The 19,731-nt window shown below is 59.9% G+C and carries 17 protein-coding genes; 10 read left to right on the top strand and 7 right to left on the bottom strand.

The features are described 5' to 3' along the window. Positions 1–64 precede the first annotated feature (64 nt). The 8 genes from gloB to fabI all read left to right on the top strand — a co-directional run bounded on the left by gloB (position 65) and on the right by fabI (position 10,766). A complete protein-coding gene (gene gloB, locus ACYZT5_RS09455; RefSeq protein ID WP_462052222.1) occupies positions 65–832 on the top strand; it encodes a hydroxyacylglutathione hydrolase in 768 nt (255 codons plus the stop codon). A 99-nt stretch (positions 833–931) separates the two neighbouring features. Next, a complete protein-coding gene (locus ACYZT5_RS09460; protein ID WP_462050854.1) occupies positions 932–2,380 on the top strand; it encodes a transglycosylase SLT domain-containing protein in 1,449 nt (482 codons plus the stop codon). 188 nt (positions 2,381–2,568) lie between these two features. Beyond that, on the top strand, positions 2,569–4,401 hold the full coding sequence (locus ACYZT5_RS09465; RefSeq protein WP_462050855.1) for an extracellular solute-binding protein: 1,833 nt from the start codon (positions 2,569–2,571) through the stop codon (positions 4,399–4,401). Next, positions 4,398–6,239 carry an extracellular solute-binding protein gene (locus tag ACYZT5_RS09470; protein WP_462050856.1) on the top strand — a complete coding sequence of 614 codons (1,842 nt, stop codon included), beginning with the start codon at positions 4,398–4,400 and terminating at the stop codon, positions 6,237–6,239. Before ACYZT5_RS09465 ends, ACYZT5_RS09470 begins: the two co-directional genes overlap by 4 nt. Positions 6,240–6,243: 4 nt before the next feature. Beyond that, entirely contained in the window at positions 6,244–7,317 is a 1,074-nt protein-coding gene (locus ACYZT5_RS09475; RefSeq protein ID WP_462050857.1) for a microcin C ABC transporter permease YejB, read from the top strand. A gap of 1 nt (position 7,318) precedes the next feature. Beyond that, complete coding sequence (locus tag ACYZT5_RS09480) at positions 7,319–8,338, top strand: ABC transporter permease (RefSeq protein WP_462050858.1); 1,020 nt, start codon at positions 7,319–7,321, stop codon at positions 8,336–8,338. Between the two features lies 1 nt (position 8,339). Then, positions 8,340–9,947 (top strand): ABC transporter ATP-binding protein, encoded by a 1,608-nt coding sequence (locus tag ACYZT5_RS09485; protein WP_462050859.1) that lies wholly within the window; start codon positions 8,340–8,342, stop codon positions 9,945–9,947. Between the two features lie 24 nt (positions 9,948–9,971). After that, positions 9,972–10,766, top strand: coding sequence for an enoyl-ACP reductase FabI (fabI, locus tag ACYZT5_RS09490; RefSeq protein ID WP_008152082.1), 795 nt, complete (start codon positions 9,972–9,974; stop codon positions 10,764–10,766). Between the two features lie 161 nt (positions 10,767–10,927). Here fabI and ACYZT5_RS09495 read toward each other — a convergent pair whose 3' ends face one another. Then, entirely contained in the window at positions 10,928–11,782 is an 855-nt protein-coding gene (locus tag ACYZT5_RS09495) for a LysR family transcriptional regulator (RefSeq protein ID WP_462050860.1), read from the bottom strand. 111 nt (positions 11,783–11,893) lie between these two features. Between ACYZT5_RS09495 and ACYZT5_RS09500 the strand changes: the two genes are divergently transcribed. Continuing rightward, the gene (locus ACYZT5_RS09500; RefSeq protein WP_462050861.1) at positions 11,894–12,319 is read left to right on the top strand and encodes a VOC family protein; all 426 of its coding nucleotides are present in this window, start codon (positions 11,894–11,896) and stop codon (positions 12,317–12,319) included. Here the strand turns inward: ACYZT5_RS09500 and ACYZT5_RS09505 are convergent. The 5 genes from ACYZT5_RS09505 to ACYZT5_RS09525 all read right to left on the bottom strand — a co-directional run bounded on the left by ACYZT5_RS09505 (position 12,288) and on the right by ACYZT5_RS09525 (position 17,205). After that, positions 12,288–12,887: a GGDEF domain-containing protein gene (locus ACYZT5_RS09505; RefSeq protein WP_462050862.1), complete on the bottom strand. Its 600-nt coding sequence runs from the start codon at positions 12,885–12,887 to the stop codon at positions 12,288–12,290. The genes ACYZT5_RS09500 and ACYZT5_RS09505 overlap by 32 nt on opposite strands. A 74-nt stretch (positions 12,888–12,961) precedes the next feature. Further along, a complete protein-coding gene (locus ACYZT5_RS09510; RefSeq protein ID WP_462050863.1) occupies positions 12,962–13,540 on the bottom strand; it encodes a hypothetical protein in 579 nt (192 codons plus the stop codon). Position 13,541: 1 nt separating this feature from the next. Further along, the gene (locus tag ACYZT5_RS09515; RefSeq protein WP_462050864.1) at positions 13,542–15,710 is read right to left on the bottom strand and encodes a xanthine dehydrogenase family protein molybdopterin-binding subunit; all 2,169 of its coding nucleotides are present in this window, start codon (positions 15,708–15,710) and stop codon (positions 13,542–13,544) included. A 25-nt stretch (positions 15,711–15,735) separates the two neighbouring features. Next, positions 15,736–16,191 carry a (2Fe-2S)-binding protein gene (locus ACYZT5_RS09520; RefSeq protein WP_462050865.1) on the bottom strand — a complete coding sequence of 152 codons (456 nt, stop codon included), beginning with the start codon at positions 16,189–16,191 and terminating at the stop codon, positions 15,736–15,738. A 168-nt stretch (positions 16,192–16,359) separates the two neighbouring features. Beyond that, positions 16,360–17,205: an oxidoreductase gene (locus ACYZT5_RS09525; RefSeq protein ID WP_462050866.1), complete on the bottom strand. Its 846-nt coding sequence runs from the start codon at positions 17,203–17,205 to the stop codon at positions 16,360–16,362. 115 nt (positions 17,206–17,320) lie between these two features. On the opposite strand from ACYZT5_RS09525, the gene ACYZT5_RS09530 reads away from it, so the two are divergent. Further along, positions 17,321–18,241 carry a LysR family transcriptional regulator gene (locus ACYZT5_RS09530; protein ID WP_462050867.1) on the top strand — a complete coding sequence of 307 codons (921 nt, stop codon included), beginning with the start codon at positions 17,321–17,323 and terminating at the stop codon, positions 18,239–18,241. A gap of 65 nt (positions 18,242–18,306) precedes the next feature. On the opposite strand, the gene ACYZT5_RS09535 is transcribed toward ACYZT5_RS09530, so the two are convergent. Then, positions 18,307–19,662 carry an XAC2610-related protein gene (locus tag ACYZT5_RS09535; protein WP_462050868.1) on the bottom strand — a complete coding sequence of 452 codons (1,356 nt, stop codon included), beginning with the start codon at positions 19,660–19,662 and terminating at the stop codon, positions 18,307–18,309. Positions 19,663–19,731: the final 69 nt, after the last annotated feature.

The following is a 19,731-nucleotide window of genomic DNA, read 5'->3' on the forward strand; positions in this document are numbered from 1 at the left end:
GCATTCTCCAACGCGCCAGGAAGTTCTAAGATGCGCCATTGTTTTCCGCTTGGCGAATCCGACGATGATACAGATCAGTGCCCTGCCCGCCTTCACCGACAACTACATCTGGTTGTTACAAGACCACCGTACCCAGCGCTGCGCCGTGGTCGATCCGGGCGATGCCGCGCCAGTGCAGGCCTGGCTGGCGGCGCATCCGGGCTGGGTGCTCAGCGATATTCTGATCACTCACCATCATCATGACCATGTCGGCGGCGTCGAGCAGCTTAAAAAAGCGACAGACGCGAAAGTCTACGGTCCGGCCAGCGAAACCATCCCGGGCCGGGACGTGGCGCTCAAGGACAACGACCGCGTCAGCGTGCTGGGCTGGGACTTCGATATCTTTGCCGTCCCCGGCCACACCCTGGGGCATATCGCCTATTACCATCACGGTTTGCTGTTCTGCGGTGACACGCTGTTTGCCGCCGGTTGCGGTCGCTTGTTCGAAGGCACCCCGGAGCAGATGCACACCTCGCTGACGCGCCTGGCGTCATTGCCTGAGGATACGCTGGTCTATTGCACCCACGAATACACCCTGAGCAACCTGAAGTTTGCCGCAGCGGTCGAACCGGGCAATCCGGACACCGCCGCACGTCTGGAAAAAGTCACCGCGCAACGTGCAGCCGGAATCATGACGCTGCCCTCTACGCTGGCGCTTGAAAAGCTCACAAATCCGTTTTTACGTACCGGCGAAACATCCGTTAAAGAAAAAGTGGACGAACGGAGCGGAACTCATATCCGGGCTCCGAGTGCGGTTTTTGCTGCTCTTCGGTCTTGGAAAGATAAGTTCTAAGTAGCTATCCCGTTGGTACAAAAATTCTGAATGGTTGACCGCAGGGGGTGCGCTTTCTAGAATCGCCCGACATTTTTGCCCGGAACTTACTTCCAGCCAATGTCGTCATCTATTCGTAAAGCCATCAATTCAGACGCATTGACCCGCTTGGCTCAAGCCATCGCGGTGGCTGTGTCCGCCACATTGGCGGGCTGTTCAAGCCATGTGCCGCAAACCGACGCGGCACACACTCCGAATATCGCCGCCCGAGCCAAGCAGAAACCAATCTGGCTCAGCGAAAAACCGACTCCACAAGTTCCACAAGACGTCTGGGAGCGCATGCGCCAAGGCTTCCAGTTGCAGGACAACCTGGGTGTCAACCCGCGCATCGAGCAACAGCGCCTGTGGTTCGCCAGCAACCCGTCCTTTCTCGAAAATGCCGGCGAACGCGGCAGCCTCTACATTCACTACATCGTCGAACGCCTTGAAGAACGCAACATGCCGCTGGAACTGGCGCTGCTGCCAGTGATTGAAAGCGCCTACAACCCGATGGCCTATTCCCGGGCCGACGCGGTTGGCTTGTGGCAATTCATCCCCTCCACCGGGCGTTACTTCAATCTGCGTCAAACCCGTTTCTATGATGGCCGTCGCGACATCACCGCCTCGACCACCGCGGCCATGGATTACCTGACCCGCCTGCACGACATGTTCAACGGCGACTGGCTGCTGGCCCTCGCGGCCTACAACGCCGGCGAAGGCACGGTCAGCCGGGCCATCGAGCGTAACGAAAAGCTCGGCTTGCCGACCGATTACTGGAACCTGCCGCTCCCCGCCGAAACCCAGGCCTACGTACCGAAGTTGCTGGCGTTGTCGCAAGTGGTGCTGGCGCCCGAAGCCTACGGCGTGAACCTGAACCCGATCGCCAACGAACCGTACTTCCAGGTCGTCGAAATCAACCAGCGCATGGACCTGTCCAAGGTCGCCGCGGTGGCCAACATCGACGAAGACGAATTGTTTCAGCTCAACCCGGCCTTCAAGCAGCGCACCACCATCGATGGCCCTCAGCATTTGCTGGTGCCAACGTCCAAGGCGCAACTGTTGACGACCAGTCTCTCGACCATGCGGCCTGAGGAGCTGATCAGCAAGAAGCCGCTCAAGCCAGTATTCGAAGGCGCAGACGATTCCGAACTTGCCAGTCTCAAACGCGCTTACCGCGTTAAACGCGGCGACAACCTCGGCACCATCGCCAAGGCCAACAAAGTCGATATCAAGGACCTGCAACGCTGGAACAAGCTGACCGGCAAGAACCTCAAGGTCGGCCAGACGCTGGTCATGCAGGACACCGCCAAACGCAGCAGCGGTCGGGTCAACACCGTCGTGGCGGCGAACAGCAAGTCAGACAGCAAGAAGCAGCAACAGCAGACTCAATACAAGGTCAAGCAAGGCGACTCGCTGTACATGGTCGCCAAGCGATTCAACGTTGAAATGCAGCACCTCAAGCGCTGGAACCCGCGTGTCGGTCAGGCGCTGAAGCCGGGTCAGATGCTGACGGTTGCTTCCCCACACTGATTGACGTGAAACCGAACAAGATCGCAGCCTTCGGCAGCTCCTACGGATGTAAGCACATGTAGGAGCTGCCGAAGGCTGCGATCTTTTTTATGCCCCGACACCGCTTTCAGCACCCGTCTTTTTCCTGTCGATACAAGCTGTTACTGTACGGGCCACAAAGCCCAAGCCGCCTGGATCGGATCTCTGACTTGAAGCGTCCCCTCCTCCTGCTCCTGATCAGCCTGGCCTTGAGCTCCCCCGCAAGCGCGACGATCAGCGAAAGCCATGGTTATGCGCAGTTCGGCACGCTCAAGTACCCGGCCAGATTTACCCACTTCGACTGGGTCAACCCGCAAGCGCCCAAGGGCGGTACCTTGCGGGTGATGGCGTTTGGCACCTTCGATACACTCAATCCCTACACCTTCAAGGGTTCAAGTCCGGTTTCCACGCCGAATTTCCTGCAATACGGCATCAACGAGCTCAACGAAACACTGATGGTCGGCACCGGGCAGTACGCGCCGTCCGGCGATGAACCGACCTCCAGCTATGGCCTGATCGCCCAATCCGTGGAATACAGCGAGGACCGCAGCTGGGTGGTGTTTAACCTGCGCCCCGAAGCGCGTTTCCACGATGGCACGCCGATTACCGCCTACGACGTGGCGTTCTCCTACCGTTTGTTGCTCAAGGAAGGCCATCCGCAATACCGTACCAATCTTCAGGAAGTGTCGCGGGTCGACATCCTCAACCCGCAGCGCATTCGTTTCGTCTTCAAGCGCGCCGGCAATCCGTTGCTGATCCTGCGCCTGGGCGAATTGCCGGTGCTGCCCCAGCATTACTGGAAAGGTCGTGACTTCAAGGCCACCACCTTCGAACCGCCACTGGGCAGTGGACCGTATCGCATCACGTCGGTAGAGCCCGGGCGTCAGATCGTTTTCGAACGGGTCAAGGACTACTGGGGCAAGGACCTGCCGGTCAATCGCGGCAAATACAACGTCGACCGCATGGAAGTCGAGTTCTACCGCGACAGCGACGTCGCCTTCGAAGCCTTCAAGGCCGGCGAATTTGACATCTATATCGAGCACCAGGCAAAGAACTGGGACAACGGTTACAACTTCCCGGCGGTGCGACGCGGCGACGTTATCAAGGCGCAGATCGCGCATCAGATCCCGACCCAAAGCCAGGGCCTGTTCATGAACACCCGGCGCTCGGCCTTCTCCGAGACCAAGGTCCGTGAAGCGCTGGGCCTGATGTTCGACTTCGAGTGGACCAATCGCACCCTGTTCAGCGGCGCTTACAAACGCGCCATGAGCTACTACCCCAACAGCGAGTTCTCCGCCACCGGCCTTCCGGTCGGCCATGAATGGCTGATGCTCAAGCCGTATCGCGAGCAGTTGCCCGCCAAGCTGTTCACCGAGCCGTTCAGCCTGCCGCAGACCCAAGGGCGCGGCATTCCCCGGGAAACCATGCGCCAGGCCCTGGGCCTGCTCGCTGAGGCCGGCTGGAAGCTCAGCGGCCAGCACGTTCAGAATGCCGCTGGGCAACCGTTACGATTGGAGATTCTGCTGGTCAATCCGAACCTGGAACGCATCCTTCAGCCTTACGTCGAGAACCTCGCCAGCATCGGCATCGACGCTCGGCTGCGCACGGTCGATCGCGCCCAGTACAAGCAACGCCTCGATCAGTTCGATTTCGACATGATCCTGATGACCCTCAACCAGACGCTCAGTCCGGGCCTGGAACAATGGCAGTACTTCCATTCCAGCCAGGTCGGGGTTAAGGGCAGCAAAAACTACGCGGGCATCGCCAATCCGGTGGTGGACCATTTACTCGAACAATTGCTCGCCGCCCAGACCCGCGACGAACAGGTCGCCGCCGGCAAGGCCCTGGACCGGGTGTTGCTGTGGCAGCACTACATCATTCCCAACTGGTACCTCAATTATCACCGCCTGGCCTACCGCAACCGGTTCGCCTTCGTCACCGCGCCGCCCTACACGTTGGGCCTGAGCGCGTGGTGGCTGAAATCTTCGGAGAAAGATCGATGAAACCCGTACGCGCCCTGCTCTTGCAGGCCAGCGGCCTGTTGTTCGCCGGGCTGGCCTGCGCCGCCCCGCAACATGCCCTGACCCTGTACAACGAGCCGCCGAAATACCCGGCCGACTTCAAACACTTCGATTACGTGAACCCCGACGCGCCCAAGGGCGGGATCTTCCGTCAGGCCGGTTTCGGCGGCTTTGACAGCCTCAATCCCTTCATCAGCAAGGGTGTCGCGGCCGACGACATCAGCATGATCTACGACACCCTGGCCAAACAGGGCCTGGATGAACCGTTCACCGAGTACGGCCTGGTCGCCGGCAAGATCGAAAAAGCCCCGGACAACAGCTGGGTGCGTTTCTACCTGCGCCCCGAAGCGCGCTTCCACGACGGGCATCCGATGCGCGCCGAGGACGTGGTGTTCAGCTTCCAGACCCTGATCAAGGACGGCGCGCCGCTGTACCGCGGTTACTACAGCGATGTCGAGGAAGTGGTCGCTGAAGACCCGCTGACGGTGCTGTTCAAGTTCAAACACAACAACAACCGTGAGCTGCCGCTGATCCTTGGCCAGTTGCCGGTGTTACCCAAGCATTGGTGGGCAACTCGCGATTTCAACAAGGGCAACCTGGAAATGCCGTTGGGCAGCGGCCCGTACAAGGTCAGCGAAGTCAAGGCCGGGCGTTCGGTGCGCTATGAGCGGGTCAAGGATTACTGGGGCAAGGACCTGCCGGCCAACCGCGGGTTCTACAACTTCGACGTCATGACCACCGACTATTACCGCGACAACACCGTGGCCCTGGAAGCGCTCAAGGCCGGGCAGTTCGATTACTGGCTGGAAATGGCCGCGAAGAGCTGGGCGAACGCCTACAACATTCCTGCCGTGACCGAAGGCCGGTTGATCAAGGAACAGATCCCGAACAGCAACCCGACCGGCATGCAAGGCTTCGTGTTCAACCTGCGCCGCCCGGTGTTCCAGGACGTGCGCGTGCGCCAGGCCCTGACGCTGTTACTGGACTTCGAATGGACTAACAAGCAGCTGTTCAACGGCGCCTACGCACGCACCCGCAGTTACTTCGAGAATTCGGAAATGGCTGCCAGCGGCCTGCCGGACGCCGATCAACTGGCGATCCTCGACCCGTTCCGCGGCAAGATTCCCGAGCAGGTGTTCAGCGAGGCGTTCCAGAACCCGGTGACCGACGCCAGCGGCATGATCCGCACCCAGCAGCGCAAAGCCTATCAGCTGCTGCAAGAGGCGGGCTGGCGGATCGTCGATGACAAGATGGTCGACGCCACCGGCAAACCGGTGACCATCGAATTCCTGCTGGCCCAAACCGAATTCGAGCGGGTGCTGCTGCCATTCAAGCGCAACCTCAGCGACCTGGGGATTGACCTGGTGATCCGCCGGGTCGACGTCTCGCAGTACATCAACCGCGTACGCTCCCGGGACTTCGACATGATCGTCGGCAGCTTCCCGCAGTCCAATTCACCGGGCAACGAACAGCGTGAATTCTGGATGTCCGCTGCCGCCGACAAACCCGGCAGCCGCAACTCCATGGGCCTGAAAGACCCGGTGGTGGACCAATTGGTCGAGCAACTGATCAACGCCGATTCGCGCAAAAGCCTGGTGGCCCATGCACGCGCGCTGGACCGCGTGCTGCAATGGGGCTATTACGTGATCCCCAACTGGCACATCAAGACTTGGCGCGTGGCTTACTGGAACCACATCGGTCACCCGAAAATCTCACCCAAGTACGACATCGGCATCAACACTTGGTGGGTCAAGCCCGATGCGAAACCTGCGGTAGAAGTCGAAACCAAACTGCAAGCCGACCCTGCGGGCACGGAGTAATCAGATGCTGGCGTATATTTTTCGGCGACTGCTGCTGATCATCCCGACCTTGCTCGGCATTTTGCTGATCAACTTTGTGATCATCCAGGCCGCCCCCGGCGGGCCGGTGGAACAGATGATCGCCAAGCTCGAGGGCTTCGAAGGCGCCACCAGCCGCATCGCCGGCGGCGGTGCCGAAGTTTCGGTGGCCGGCTCCGCCTATCGCGGTGCCCAGGGCCTGGACCCGATGCTGGTCAAGGAAATCGAACACATGTACGGCTTCGATAAATCGGCGCCGGAACGCTTGTGGATCATGATCAAGAACTACGCCACCCTGGATTTCGGCGACAGCTTCTTCCGCGACGCCAAGGTCATCGACCTGATCAAGGAAAAGATGCCGGTGTCGATCTCCCTCGGGCTGTGGAGCACGCTGATCATGTACCTGGTGTCGATCCCGCTGGGGATCGCCAAGGCGACGCGACACGGCAGCCACTTCGACGTCTGGACCAGTTCGGCGATCATCGTCGGCTACGCGATCCCGGCGTTCCTGTTCGCCATCCTGCTGATCGTGGTGTTCGCCGGCGGCAGCTATTTCGACTGGTTCCCGCTCAGAGGGCTGACCTCCAACAACTTCAACGAGTTGAGCATGGGCGGCAAGATTCTCGATTACTTCTGGCACCTCGCATTGCCGGTGACGGCGTTGGTGATCGGCAACTTCGCGACCATGACGCTGCTGACCAAAAACAGCTTCCTCGACGAAATCAACAAGCAGTACGTGGTCACCGCCAAGGCCAAGGGCCTGACCAATCACCGCGTCCTCTACGGCCATGTGTTTCGCAACGCCATGCTGCTGGTGATCGCCGGGTTCCCGTCGGCGTTTATCGGCATCTTCTTCACTGGCTCGTTGCTGGTGGAAGTGATCTTCTCCCTCGACGGCCTCGGGCTGATGAGTTTTGAGGCAGCGATCAACCGCGATTACCCGGTGGTCTTTGGCACGCTGTTCATCTTCACCCTGTTGGGATTGGTGGTGAAACTCATCGGCGACCTCACGTACACCTTTGTCGATCCGCGCATCGACTTCGAAAGCCGGGAGCATTGAGATGAATCTCTCCCCTCTCAATCGCCGACGTTTCGAACTGTTCAAGGCCAACAAGCGTGGCTGGTGGTCGCTGTGGCTGTTTCTGCTGCTGTTTGGGCTGAGCCTCGGTGCCGAGCTGATCGCCAACGACAAACCGCTGGTGGTGCACTACGACAACGGCTGGTACTTCCCGGCGCTCAAGCGTTACCCGGAAACCACCTTCGGCGGTGAATTCCCACTGGAAGCCAACTACAAGAGCCCGTACATCCGCGAATTGCTCAAGGAAAAAGACGCCTGGGTCCTGTGGGCGCCGATTCCCTACAGTTACCAAAGCATCAACTACGACCTGAAAGTCCCGGCTCCTGCGCCACCTTCGACCGACAACCTGCTAGGCACTGATGATCAGGGCCGCGACGTGTTGGCGCGGGTGATTTATGGCTTCCGGATTTCGGTGTTGTTTGCGCTGACGCTGACCATTTTCAGCTCGATCATCGGCGTCATTGCCGGGGCCTTGCAGGGGTTCTACGGCGGCTGGGTCGACCTGGCCGGACAGCGTTTCCTGGAGATCTGGTCCGGGCTGCCAGTGCTGTATCTGCTGATCATCCTCGCCAGTTTCGTCCAGCCGAACTTCTGGTGGCTGTTGGGGATCATGCTGCTGTTTTCGTGGATGAGCCTGGTGGACGTGGTCCGCGCCGAATTCCTGCGCGGGCGTAATCTGGAATACGTGCGCGCCGCGCGGGCATTGGGGATGCAGAATGGTGCGATCATGTTCCGCCACATCTTGCCCAACGCCATGGTCTCGACCATGACCTTTATGCCGTTCATTCTGACCGGCGCCATTGGCACCCTGACCGCTCTCGACTTTCTGGGCTTCGGTCTGCCGCCTGGCGCGCCGTCCCTGGGTGAACTGGTGGCCCAGGGCAAATCCAACCTGCAAGCGCCGTGGCTCGGTATGAGCGCGTTTGCGGTGTTGGCGTTGATGTTGAGTTTGCTGGTGTTCATCGGCGAGTCCGCTCGCGATGCCTTCGACCCGAGGAAGTGAAATGAATCAGGACAATCTGATCGAAGTGCGCGACCTGGCCGTCGAATTTGTCGTCGGCGAGCGCGTTCAGCGCGTCGTCGAAGGCGTGAGCTTCGATATCAAGCGCGGGGAAACCCTGGCGCTGGTGGGCGAAAGTGGCTCCGGCAAATCGGTCACTGCTCACTCGATCCTGCGATTGCTGCCCTACCCGCTCGCCCGGCATCCGTCCGGGACCATCGAGTATTCCGGGCAAAACCTGCTGAGTCTGAAAGAGAAAACCATCCGTCACATCCGCGGCAACCGGATCGCGATGATCTTCCAGGAGCCGATGACCTCGCTCAATCCGCTGCACTCGATCGAGAAACAAATCAACGAGGTATTGAGCACCCACAAGGGCCTGATCGGCAAAGTCGCGACCAAGCGCACGCTGGAGTTGCTGGAAATGGTCGGCATCCCGGAGCCCGAGAAGCGCCTCAAGGCCCTGCCCCACGAATTGTCTGGAGGCCAGCGACAACGGGTGATGATTGCCATGGCCCTGGCCAACGAGCCGGAACTGCTGATCGCCGACGAGCCGACCACCGCGCTGGACGTGACCGTCCAACTGAAAATCCTCGAATTGCTCAAGGAATTACAGGCCCGATTGGGCATGGCGCTGCTACTGATCAGTCACGATTTGAACCTTGTGCGAAGAATTGCGCATCGCGTATGTGTCATGCAGCGCGGTTGCATCGTCGAACAGGCATCGTGCGAAGAGTTGTTCCGCGCGCCGCAGCATCCGTACACTCGGGAACTGCTGGCAGCGGAGCCCAGCGGCAAACCGGCGACCAATGTGATTGGCCCGCCATTGCTGCAAGTCGAGGACCTGAAAGTCTGGTTCCCGATCAAGAAAGGCTTTCTGAAAAAAACCGTCGACCACATCAAAGCGGTGGATGGGATCAATTTCAGCCTGCCTCAAGGCCAGACCTTGGGGATTGTGGGAGAAAGCGGTTCCGGCAAGTCGACACTGGGTTTGGCGATTTTGCGGCTGATCAGTAGCAAAGGCGCCATCCGTTTTGAAGGCAAGCAGCTAGACTGCCTGACGCAGCAACAGGTTCGGCCGCTGCGTCGGGAGATGCAGGTGGTGTTTCAAGACCCGTTCGGCAGCCTGAGCCCACGGATGTGCGTGAGCCAAATCGTCGGCGAAGGCCTGCGGATCCACAAGATGGGCACCGAGGCAGAACAGGAACAAGCGATTATTGCGGCACTCAAGGAGGTAGGTCTGGACCCGGAAACCCGGAACCGCTACCCCCACGAATTTTCCGGTGGGCAACGGCAGAGAATCGCCATTGCCCGGGCATTAGTGCTAAAACCGGCGTTGATTCTGCTGGACGAGCCGACATCGGCCCTCGACCGGACCGTGCAACGCCAAGTGGTGGAGCTTTTGCGTTCACTGCAAACCAAGTACAACCTGACGTATCTGTTTATCAGCCATGACCTGGCTGTCGTCAAAGCGCTGAGCCACCAGCTGATGGTGGTCAAGCAAGGCCAAGTGGTCGAACAGGGAGACGCGCAAAGTATTTTTGCGGCCCCCAAACATCCGTATACACAGCAGTTGCTGGAAGCCGCTTTCCTGGTTCCAGCCACTGCGTAATAACCTGAAAGAGAGGAGCAACACATGGGTTTTCTCGCCGGTAAGCGCGTACTGATCGTCGGTGTCGCCAGCAAGCTGTCCATCGCATCCGGCATCGCTGCCGCCATGCATCGCGAGGGCGCTGAGCTTGCCTTCACTTATCAGAACGACAAACTCAAGGGTCGTGTCGAAGAGTTCGCACAAAGCTGGGGTTCCAACCCTGACCTGTGCTTCCCGTGCGACGTGGCCAGCGATGAAGAAATCGCCAAGGTCTTCGTTGAGCTGGGCAAGAAGTGGGACGGCCTGGACTGCATCGTGCACTCCGTCGGCTTCGCCCCGGGCGACCAACTGGACGGCGACTTCACCGAAGCCACCACCCGTGAAGGTTTCCGCATCGCTCACGACATCAGCGCCTACAGCTTTGTGGCCCTGGCCAAAGCTGGCCGCGAAATGATGAAAGGCCGCAACGGCAGCCTGCTGACTCTGTCGTACCTGGGCGCCGAGCGCACCATGCCGAACTACAACGTCATGGGTATGGCCAAGGCTTCCCTGGAAGCTGGCGTTCGTTACCTGGCCGGTTCCCTGGGCCCGGACGGCACCCGCGTCAACTGCGTATCGGCTGGCCCGATCCGCACCCTCGCCGCTTCCGGCATCAAGAACTTCCGCAAGATGCTGGCCGCCAACGAAGCGCAAACCCCGCTGCGTCGCAACGTCACCATCGACGAAGTCGGCAACGCCGGCGCCTTCCTGTGCTCGGACCTGGCGTCCGGCATCAGCGGCGAAATCATGTACGTGGACGGTGGTTTCAACACCACGGCCATGGGCAGCCTCGAAGAGTAATCTTCGGTCAGCCAACTAAAAAACCCGCCTCTTCAGGCGGGTTTTTTGTGCCTGTTATGTAGGAGCCGAGCTTGCTCGCGATGACGGTCGAATAGCCAATATTGATGTCGCCTGACACACCGTCATCGCGAGCAAGCTCGGCTCCTACAGAGGACCGTGGTTTAAGTCAGGCACCGGGCAAATAGCTGCTGGATCGGCTGTGTGCGCTGGCTATAACGCTGCAACAGCACGATCTCGCGATAGAACGTCAGCTCACCCAGCGGGATGATCCGGACCTTCGCCCCATGCTCAAGCCAGAGCCCCGCCTCGGGTAGCAGCGACACCCCCAATCCGCATTCGACCATTTTCACGATCGCTTCCAGTTCATCCAGCTCCAAAGCCACCCGCACATCTATCTGCTGCTCGCGCAAAAAACGCGTCACCAAGCGCCCACCGAATGAGTTGCGGTCGTAGCGCACATGGGGATGCTCGGCGAGTATTTGCAATGGATCATCGCCTTCAAGGTCGACCGGCACAATCAGCACGAACGGTTCCCGGCGAATCACCTGCGCCGACAACTCCTTGGGCAACTCGAACGGCGGCTTGATCAGGATCGCCAGGTCCACCTCACCGGTGTCCACCTGGCTCAACAGGTTCAACGACACGCCCGGCACCAGTTTCGGCTCCAGCAATGGCGCCTGTTGCCTCAGTCGCAGCAACGCCTGGGGCAGCAGTCCAGTCTGGGCCGTGGCCACCGCGCCTATTTTCAACTCGCCGCGATACTCGCTGACATCATCGCTGACCGCCATGCGGCTGAAGGTCTCCAACATTTCCCTGGCCAGCGGCAACGCCCGCTGGCCCGCCGCATTGAGCAGCGCTTGTCGTCCGGTGCGGTCGAACAAACGAATCCCCAGGGCCTGTTCCAGATTGCGAATCTGCGCGCTGACGGCCGACTGGGTAAGGCCGATGTGCATTCCGGCTGCCGCAAAAGTGCCGTAGCGCGTCACGGCAATGAAGGTTTTCAGTTCCCGCAGCATGGCATTCTCGATTGATCGAAATAATTTGAGCTCGGTGTAAAAATTATCGTCTTTTAATCAAAAAGCACAGGGCTAAACTCAGTCTGAATCCAGACAGTTGAGGCACTTGCGATGCAACTCTCCCCTTTTCATTTGGCCATCCCAGTCTACGACCTGACCGCCGCGCGGAATTTCTATGGCGAAGTCTTCGGCCTGGAAGAAGGTCGCTCAAGCGATCATTGGGTCGATTTCAATTTTTTCGGCCATCAACTGGTCATTCACCTGGCGCCGAAAAACGCGTCTCAAGAAGCCGCGCACACTAATGCTGTCGACGGTCATGACGTGCCGGTGCCGCATTTTGGTGTGGTGCTGGGAATGGCGGAATGGGAAGCGCTGGCCGAACGGTTGAAATCCCTCGATACCCGATTCGTGATCGAACCGGGCATCCGCTTTCAGGGATTGGTGGGCGAGCAAGCGACGATGTTTCTCTTCGATCCGTGCGGCAATGCACTTGAGTTCAAGGCATTCAAGGATGTGGGTCAGTTATTTGCCAAGTAAACGTATCGGCCTGTACCAGCAGCTCCTCGATCGCCCCAGGAATCTGAGGGTTGCACTCGATTTGTCCGATGCTGAAGCGGATGTCATAACCGCGATGCACCGTGGCATTGCGCTCTTCGAGTATTTCTTCGAGCCGCGCCTTTATCGCGGGTATCTCCACAAAGCTTGAGCCGGTCAGCAACACGACGAATTTGTCGTTACCCAGTCGGCCGATCACATCGCTCTCGCGAAAGGCAATTCGCAGCACATCAGCGAAGGTTTTCAGGGCTTTGTCGCCCTCGGCACGGCCATAGAGATAGTTGATGTGCTTGAAGTCATCAATATTGAAGAGCAGAAGCGTGGCTGGCTTTTGCAGCTGCTTGCAGGCACCCAGCCCTTGTTGGGCCAGCGCTGTAAAACCGTGTCGATTGGAGAGCAGCGTCAACTCGTCCATGCTCGCCATCTGCACGCCCATCAGCTCCTCCTCGGCCTTGCGGGCCAGGTCACGCAGCAGTTCGCGCTCCTGCAGTGGCGTGCGCAACGGGTCAGCGCACGCACCTGGTTTTACCGGTTTGCCTGGGATCAGCATTACTCACTCCATTGGCGGGTATATTTCTTAGAGTCGTCCATACCCGGTTTGACTCCCTGTTAACGGACCGCCGGTCAACTACCCAGCACCGGACACGGCCCTCCCGCGTCTGCCCAGAGTTTGAACTGGGTGACGAAAATATCGTGCGGCACCGGTACCGGCGCCCTTCCCTGACCCGGATTCCAGCCCCAAAGCACCAGTTTGTCGTCGCTGACGTGCTTGATCAGCGCGGCGAAATCGCGGTCGCCGTTGCTGGAGCGGTCTTTGATCATTGCGCACAACTTGTCGGCCGGCAGCCCGATCCAGGCCATTTTGTGCGCGGCTGGCGGCAGGCTCCAGTGGGGTGCCCCCGGCGGTGCGTGAGCGCCGTAACTGGCCGGCGGATTACTCTCGGCGTGGCAAGTAGCGCAGGGCAAACCCGCCGCGCCCTTGCCGTCCATGCCCCGCACGACGTTCATTGCGTGGGGTATCCCAGCGTCGAACTGCAACGGCGAATCGCCGGGAATATGGCAGTTCTGGCAACGCGGGCTCTGAAAGACCTTTTGCACCGTATCGAACGCCTTGATGGCTTCCTTATCGTCAGCGAACAGGTCCTCGGCGTAACCGATCAGGCCGATCAACACCACCGCGCCAAGAATCAGATGTCGTCTCATCTCACACCCCCGACAGTTGCAGCGGCAGTTCGCGCAAGCGCTGCCCGGTCAGGGCGAACACCGCGTTGGCCACTGCCGGCGCCGTGGGCGGCACACCGGCCTCGCCGATGCCGCCGGGTTTGTCGCTGCTGGGCACGATATGCACTTCGACCACCGGCATTTCGTTCAGCCGCAGCACCTGATAATCGTGGTAATTGGACTGCACCACCTGCCCGTTCTTGAAGGTCAGTTTGCTGTGCAAGGTAAATCCGAGGCCGAAGGTGATGGCCGATTCCATTTGCGCCGCGATGCTCATCGGGTTGACCGCAATGCCGCAATCCACCGCACACACCACCCGATGCACACGGATCGCCAGGTTGTCCTCGGACACCTCGGCCACCTGGGCTACGTAACTGCCGAAGGACTCATGCACCGCGACACCCAACGCATGGCCGTCCGGCAACGACGCCTTCCAATCGGCTTTCTCGACTGCCAGGTTCAGCACGCCAAGATGCCGTGGATGGTCCTTGAGCAAGGTTCGCCGATATTCGACCGGATCCTTGCCGGCCGCCTCTGCCAGTTCGTCGATCAGCGACTCCATCACGAACGCGGTGTGGGTGTGCCCTACCGAACGTAACCAGAGCACGCGGATGCCGGTTTGCGGAGAATGCAGTTCAACCTGGTGATTTGCCAACCCCTCAAGGTAAGGACTGTCGGCGACCCCTTCAACAGACGTCTTGTCGATGCCATTCTTGACCATGGTCGCCTCGAATGACGTACCCGCCATGATCGATTGCCCGACCATGACATGCTTCCAGGCGATCGGCATGCCGCCGGCATCGAGGCCAATGCGTGCCTGGTGGAGGAACGCCGAGCGGTAGTACCCGCCGCGGATGTCGTCCTCCCGGGACCAGACGGTTTTCACCGGCGCGCCCGCTGCCTTGGCGACTTCCACGGCTTCAGCGACAAAGTCCGAGGTCGGATTGGCCCGGCGACCGAAACCACCGCCCAGAAACTCGGTATGAATCTCCACCTGCTCAGGTTTGAGCCCGGTGATTTTCCCGGCGACCATTTGATCCAGCGTCTGGAATTGGGTGCCGGTCCAGATTTCGCATTTGTCCTGGGTGATTTTCACCGTGCAATTGAGCGGTTCCATCGGCGCATGGGCCAGGTACGGCACGCTGTACTCGACATCGATGGTCTTCGCTGCTTTACCCAGGCTGGCCGCGACATCGCCGGCCTGACTGGCCGAAGTGCCAGGGGTGGCGGCGAGTTTGCGGAAGCTTTCCAGCAACGTCTGACTGTCGAGACCGGTGTTCGGCCCCAGATCCCAATCGATCTTCAACGCATCACGCCCAAGCTTCGCCGCCCAGTAATGATCGGCAATCACCGCCACGCCAGTGGGCACCTGCACGACTTTGTGCACGCCCGGTATCGCCAGCGCTTCGGCGCCTTCAAAGGATTTGACGCTGCCACCGAACACCGGTGAACGCGCGACCATGGCGGTCATCAGCCCGTCGAACTGCACGTCCATGCCGAACTTGGCGCGGCCGGTGATTTTCTCTGGCGTGTCCAGGCGCTTGGTCGGTTTGCCGATGAGTTTCCAGTCCTTGGACGCCTTGAGCTTGATCGACGCCGGATCCGGCACCGGTAGCTTGCCGGCGTCATCGGCCAGTTCGCCGTAGGTGGCGCGTTTGTCGCCAGCGATGACCACACCCGATTCGGTGCGAATCTGGGAAGGGGCGACGTTGAAGCGTTTAGCGGCCGCGTCGATCAACATCAAACGCGCCGCTGCCCCGGCCTGACGGTAGCGGTCGAACTCCATCCAGGTCGAGGTCGAACCGCCGGTGATCTGCATCCCGCCAAATCCGGCCAGGCCATACTCAGCTGCCGAGGCAGGTGCATGTTCGACACGGATCTTCGACCAGTCGGCGTCCAGTTCTTCGGCGATCAACATAGTCAGGCCGGTCCAGATGCCTTGGCCCATTTCCGAATGGCCGAGCAGTACGGTGACGCTGTTGTCATTGCCGATCCGTAAAAACGCATTCGGCGCGAAAACATTGCCTTGGTTCTCGGCGCCGATGGCAAAGCGATGGGCACCGGGGATGACAAATGCCACCACCAGACCACCGCCCAGCAACGCGCTGCCCTTGAGAAAACCTCGGCGTGACAGAGGATTGAGGCTGTTCATTGCTCAGACTCCGTTCAACGTGGCATCAACCTATCTCGGCGGCGCGTTTGACCGCTGCACGGATCCGTGGATAGGTGCCGCAGCGGCAGAGGTTGCCGGACAGCGCCTGATCGATGTCGCTGTCGGTGGGTTTGGGAATCTTCGCCAGCAAGGCCGCCGCTGACATGATTTGCCCGGACTGGCAATAACCGCACTGGACCACATCGAGTTCGGCCCAGGCTTGTTGCACCGGGTGCGAACCGTCGGTGGACAGGCCTTCGATGGTGAGAATTTTTTGCCCATGGGCCACGGCTGTGGCGGGGGTAATACAGGAGCGCAGCGGCGCGCCGTCGACGTGCACGGTGCAGGCCCCGCATTGGGCCATGCCGCAACCGAATTTGGTGCCGGTCAGGTGCGCGACATCGCGCAGGACCCACAGTAGCGGCATGTCTGCGGGGACATCCAGCGCCTGGTCCTTGCCATTGATGTTGAGGGTCAGCATGGCGGATTTCCTCAGACTCACGGTGACGCCTTATTTTTTTGGGTCGGCGTTATCCTTTCAGCTAAGCGCAAATTGCCGGGCGAGACAGGTTCATCGACCACCGGTCACACAAAGGCCGAGCTCTTTGCAGCTGCCGAGCCTGCGAGGCAGCTGCAGGCCGGTGGGTGCTTAGAAGTCGGTGGACACCGACAGCTCGCGCCAGGCGTTCAGTTCGCCGGTGACGAAGGCGTTCTTGGCCTCGATGTAAGTCACCGAGTCCGTGCCCAGCGGCAGGCGCAGCGGTGGTTGCTCGGCCTCGACCAGGATGATCATTGCCTGAGCAAGTTTTTCCGGATCGCCTGGCTGTTGCTGATTGACGACTTTGGCCAGTTTGCGCATTTCACCGGAGGTCGACGCGTAGTCGGCAATTGTTTCAGGGGACTCGACCAGAGAGTTGCTGTCGAGGAAGTCGGTGCGGAAGTAACCCGGTTCGACCACGGTGACCTTGACGCCCAGCGGCGCCAGCTCGCCGTGCAAGGCTTCGCTCAATGCTTCGACGGCAAACTTGGTCGAGCAGTACACACCGTAACCCGGTGCCGACTGATAACCGCCCACCGAAGAAATGTTGATCACATGCCCACGGCGAGCGGCGCGCATGTGCGGCAGGACGGCGCGAGTGACATTCAGCAAGCCGAAGACGTTGGTTTCGTACACGCGCCGCACTTCATCGCTGCTCGCTTCTTCCACCGCGCCGAGCAAACCGAAACCGGCGTTGTTAACCAGCACGTCGATGCGCCCGAAGTGTTCAATGGCGGCGTTGGCCACCGCAACGCCCTGAGCCTCGTTGGTCACATCAAGGGTGGCTGCCAGCAGGCCTGGCTGCTCGCCAAAACGCTGGGTGATGCTGCTGGCGTCACGGGCGGTGGCCACCACGGCGTCGCCATTGGCCAGCGCGGCGGCAGCGATCTTTGCGCCGATACCGCGAGAAGCGCCCGTGATGAGCCAGACACGTTTGAAGTTTTGGGAAGTGGTCATGTTCGCGAATCCTTGTAGGCCGTTGGGGGTAAGCACAAGGTACGCAGGAACATTGGTCGGAAAAATGCCCTCGTGTTACAAGCACTATGAAACGCTCTTTCATAATGGCGCCGACATGAACCACGACCCTTTCGACGGCTTGACCGAGTTTCTCGCGGTCGCCGAGCACAAAAGCTTCACCCTGGCTGCGACTCGGTTAGCCGTTACGCCCACCGCCGTCAGCCATGCGATCAAACTGCTGGAACGGCGCACCGGCGTGCTGCTGTTTCAGCGCACCACTCGCCGGGTGGCGCTGACCGAAGCCGGTGCCAGTCTGTTTGCCCGTTTGCGTCCGGCGGCCAGTGAAATCGATGAAGCCCTGGCGGTACTCAGCGGTTTCCGTGATCAGCCCATGGGCACGCTGCGACTCACGGCACCGCGAATGTCCGGGTCCTTGCTGATGGAGCCGCTGATTCCACTGTTCCGGCAGGCCTATCCGCAAGTCACCCTCGATATTTCCCTGGACGACGCCACGGTCGACTTGATGGCCGGTGGCTTCGATGCCGGGATTCGTCTGGGAGAGTCGATTGAAAAAGACATGATCGCGGTGCGCCTGACACCCGACCTGCAATGGTCGGTGGTGGGCTCCGCGGAATACTTCGCCAAGGTGGGCAAACCGGTCATCCCGGAAGACTTGACCCGGCATGAATGCATCGGCTTTCGCTTCTCGACCTCCGGCAGCGCCCATCGCTGGGAGTTTCGCCGCGAGGGTCGGGACTTCACCGTGGGCGTCGAGGGCGGCGTGATCGTCAATGACCGCCGGCTGTTGGTGGCGGCGGCTCGCAGCGGTTCGGGCCTGGCGTATGCCTGTGATCTGGAGATTGCCGACGAGCTGGCGGATGGACGGCTGGAACGGGTGCTGCAACCCTTTGTGCCCCTCAGCTCGGCGTTGTACTTATACTTCCCCAGTCGCACCCAGACACAGCCGAAACTGCGGGCCTTTATCGATTTGACCACCCGCTGGATCGCCGAAAAAGGAGGCCTGGGCCGTCGGTGAACCGTCGCCTTCAGGCCACAGCACCAACCAGACGTTGACCGAGTCGATGTTGCGCCACGACTACATCAGTGCTGTTTCACGTAAGCCGCGCTGTACTTCTGATACTCACCGAAACCGGTGACTTCTGCGGCGCCGTTGAGCAACTGCAGCCGAAATAGCGGGTCGCCCTGGGGATCGAGTGCGATGACAAGGTTGCCGGCGAGCAGTGGATACTGATGATGAACTTCGACTGGCGGTTCCTTGAGCTGAAAGACGCTCAGGCTGATATCAGCCACCTCGGGGCCGTTGTCGATCCCCGGCAATACTTTGACGGTCAACTCCCCGACACGCTGATCCTGGACATTGTTCACGAGGTAGCGCCCTTCACGCTGACTGTCAGCGACCCGCTCAAGTTTTTGCGCGGCAACCTTGAACGCGGTCGGCCTCACATTGATGCTTAATTGACGAGAACCGTTGATCCACGTGCCAGTCTGGCTGCCCTGCTCGTTCGGCGTGCCTTCTACGAACCAGTTGCCGATCATCTGTCCGTCGTCGTCCAGTTCACGCAGAACAATACCGCCATCTTCGTAAGTATTGCCCACCAGCCGGATGGGTTGGCCACTGCCGGTTTTGCTGTAGCGGACTTCCCCGACATAGACATCACCCTGAAGTTGCCACCACAGTTCAACCGGGATCTTGTTATCAAGCGTGCCGCGCAACATGACGGGCGCTTCACCGACGGGCCCTTCGAGGCGACGACGCTCCGTCCACCGGCCGGACTTCAGTTCACGACGGGTAACGTCCACATAGCCAGAAGGCATGAACGGGTTGGCTTCCGACGGCTTTTGCGTCACCTCTATTTTCTCGGCCACCTTTACAGGGTGTTTGTCCTGTATTTGCCAGGTCGCACTCTGGTGCCAGCAGCAACCGCTTTTGGACTGGGTGTGCAGGCTTTTGGCGACCGGGTCGATCTCGAACATGCCCAGATTTGTGTCACGGGTCAGTGCAGAAAAGGACTTGCTGAAAACGAGCGCCGGGCTCTCGGGATCGAACAGATAGATGTCGTAGGAAGGACCGCCATAGCCCGCTTCATTGCCATTGCGTACGGCAAGATCTTGCTGCCCGTCGAAATTGAAATCGCCGAACAACAGCAAACTTTGATCGGCATACGCCAGGTTCCGGTCGAACTCCGACGCTTTGATGCCTGGCTTGAACAGGGCGAACGCTTCGGCTGACTCGATGCGTTGCAGCACCTGACCGCCGGCCCTTTCGCGCAACGTAATCAGCGCAGGAGCGCCGTCGAAAGTCTGGATCGGCGGCTGTGCAAACAGCACGTCGATGACGTATTTCTGCGCAGGGTCAGTGAGGTGATACGTCAACGGCTCGGCACTCACGGCAGCCGCGGCCAGTAGACAGGAAACAGCCAATAAACGAGAGGCCATGATGCAAAGCGTCCTTGCGGCAAAACAGGCCGGCAAGTCTAGCGGCTATCGGATCAAGCCGACATCGTT

Source organism: Pseudomonas sp. LB3P14, from assembly GCF_054898045.1.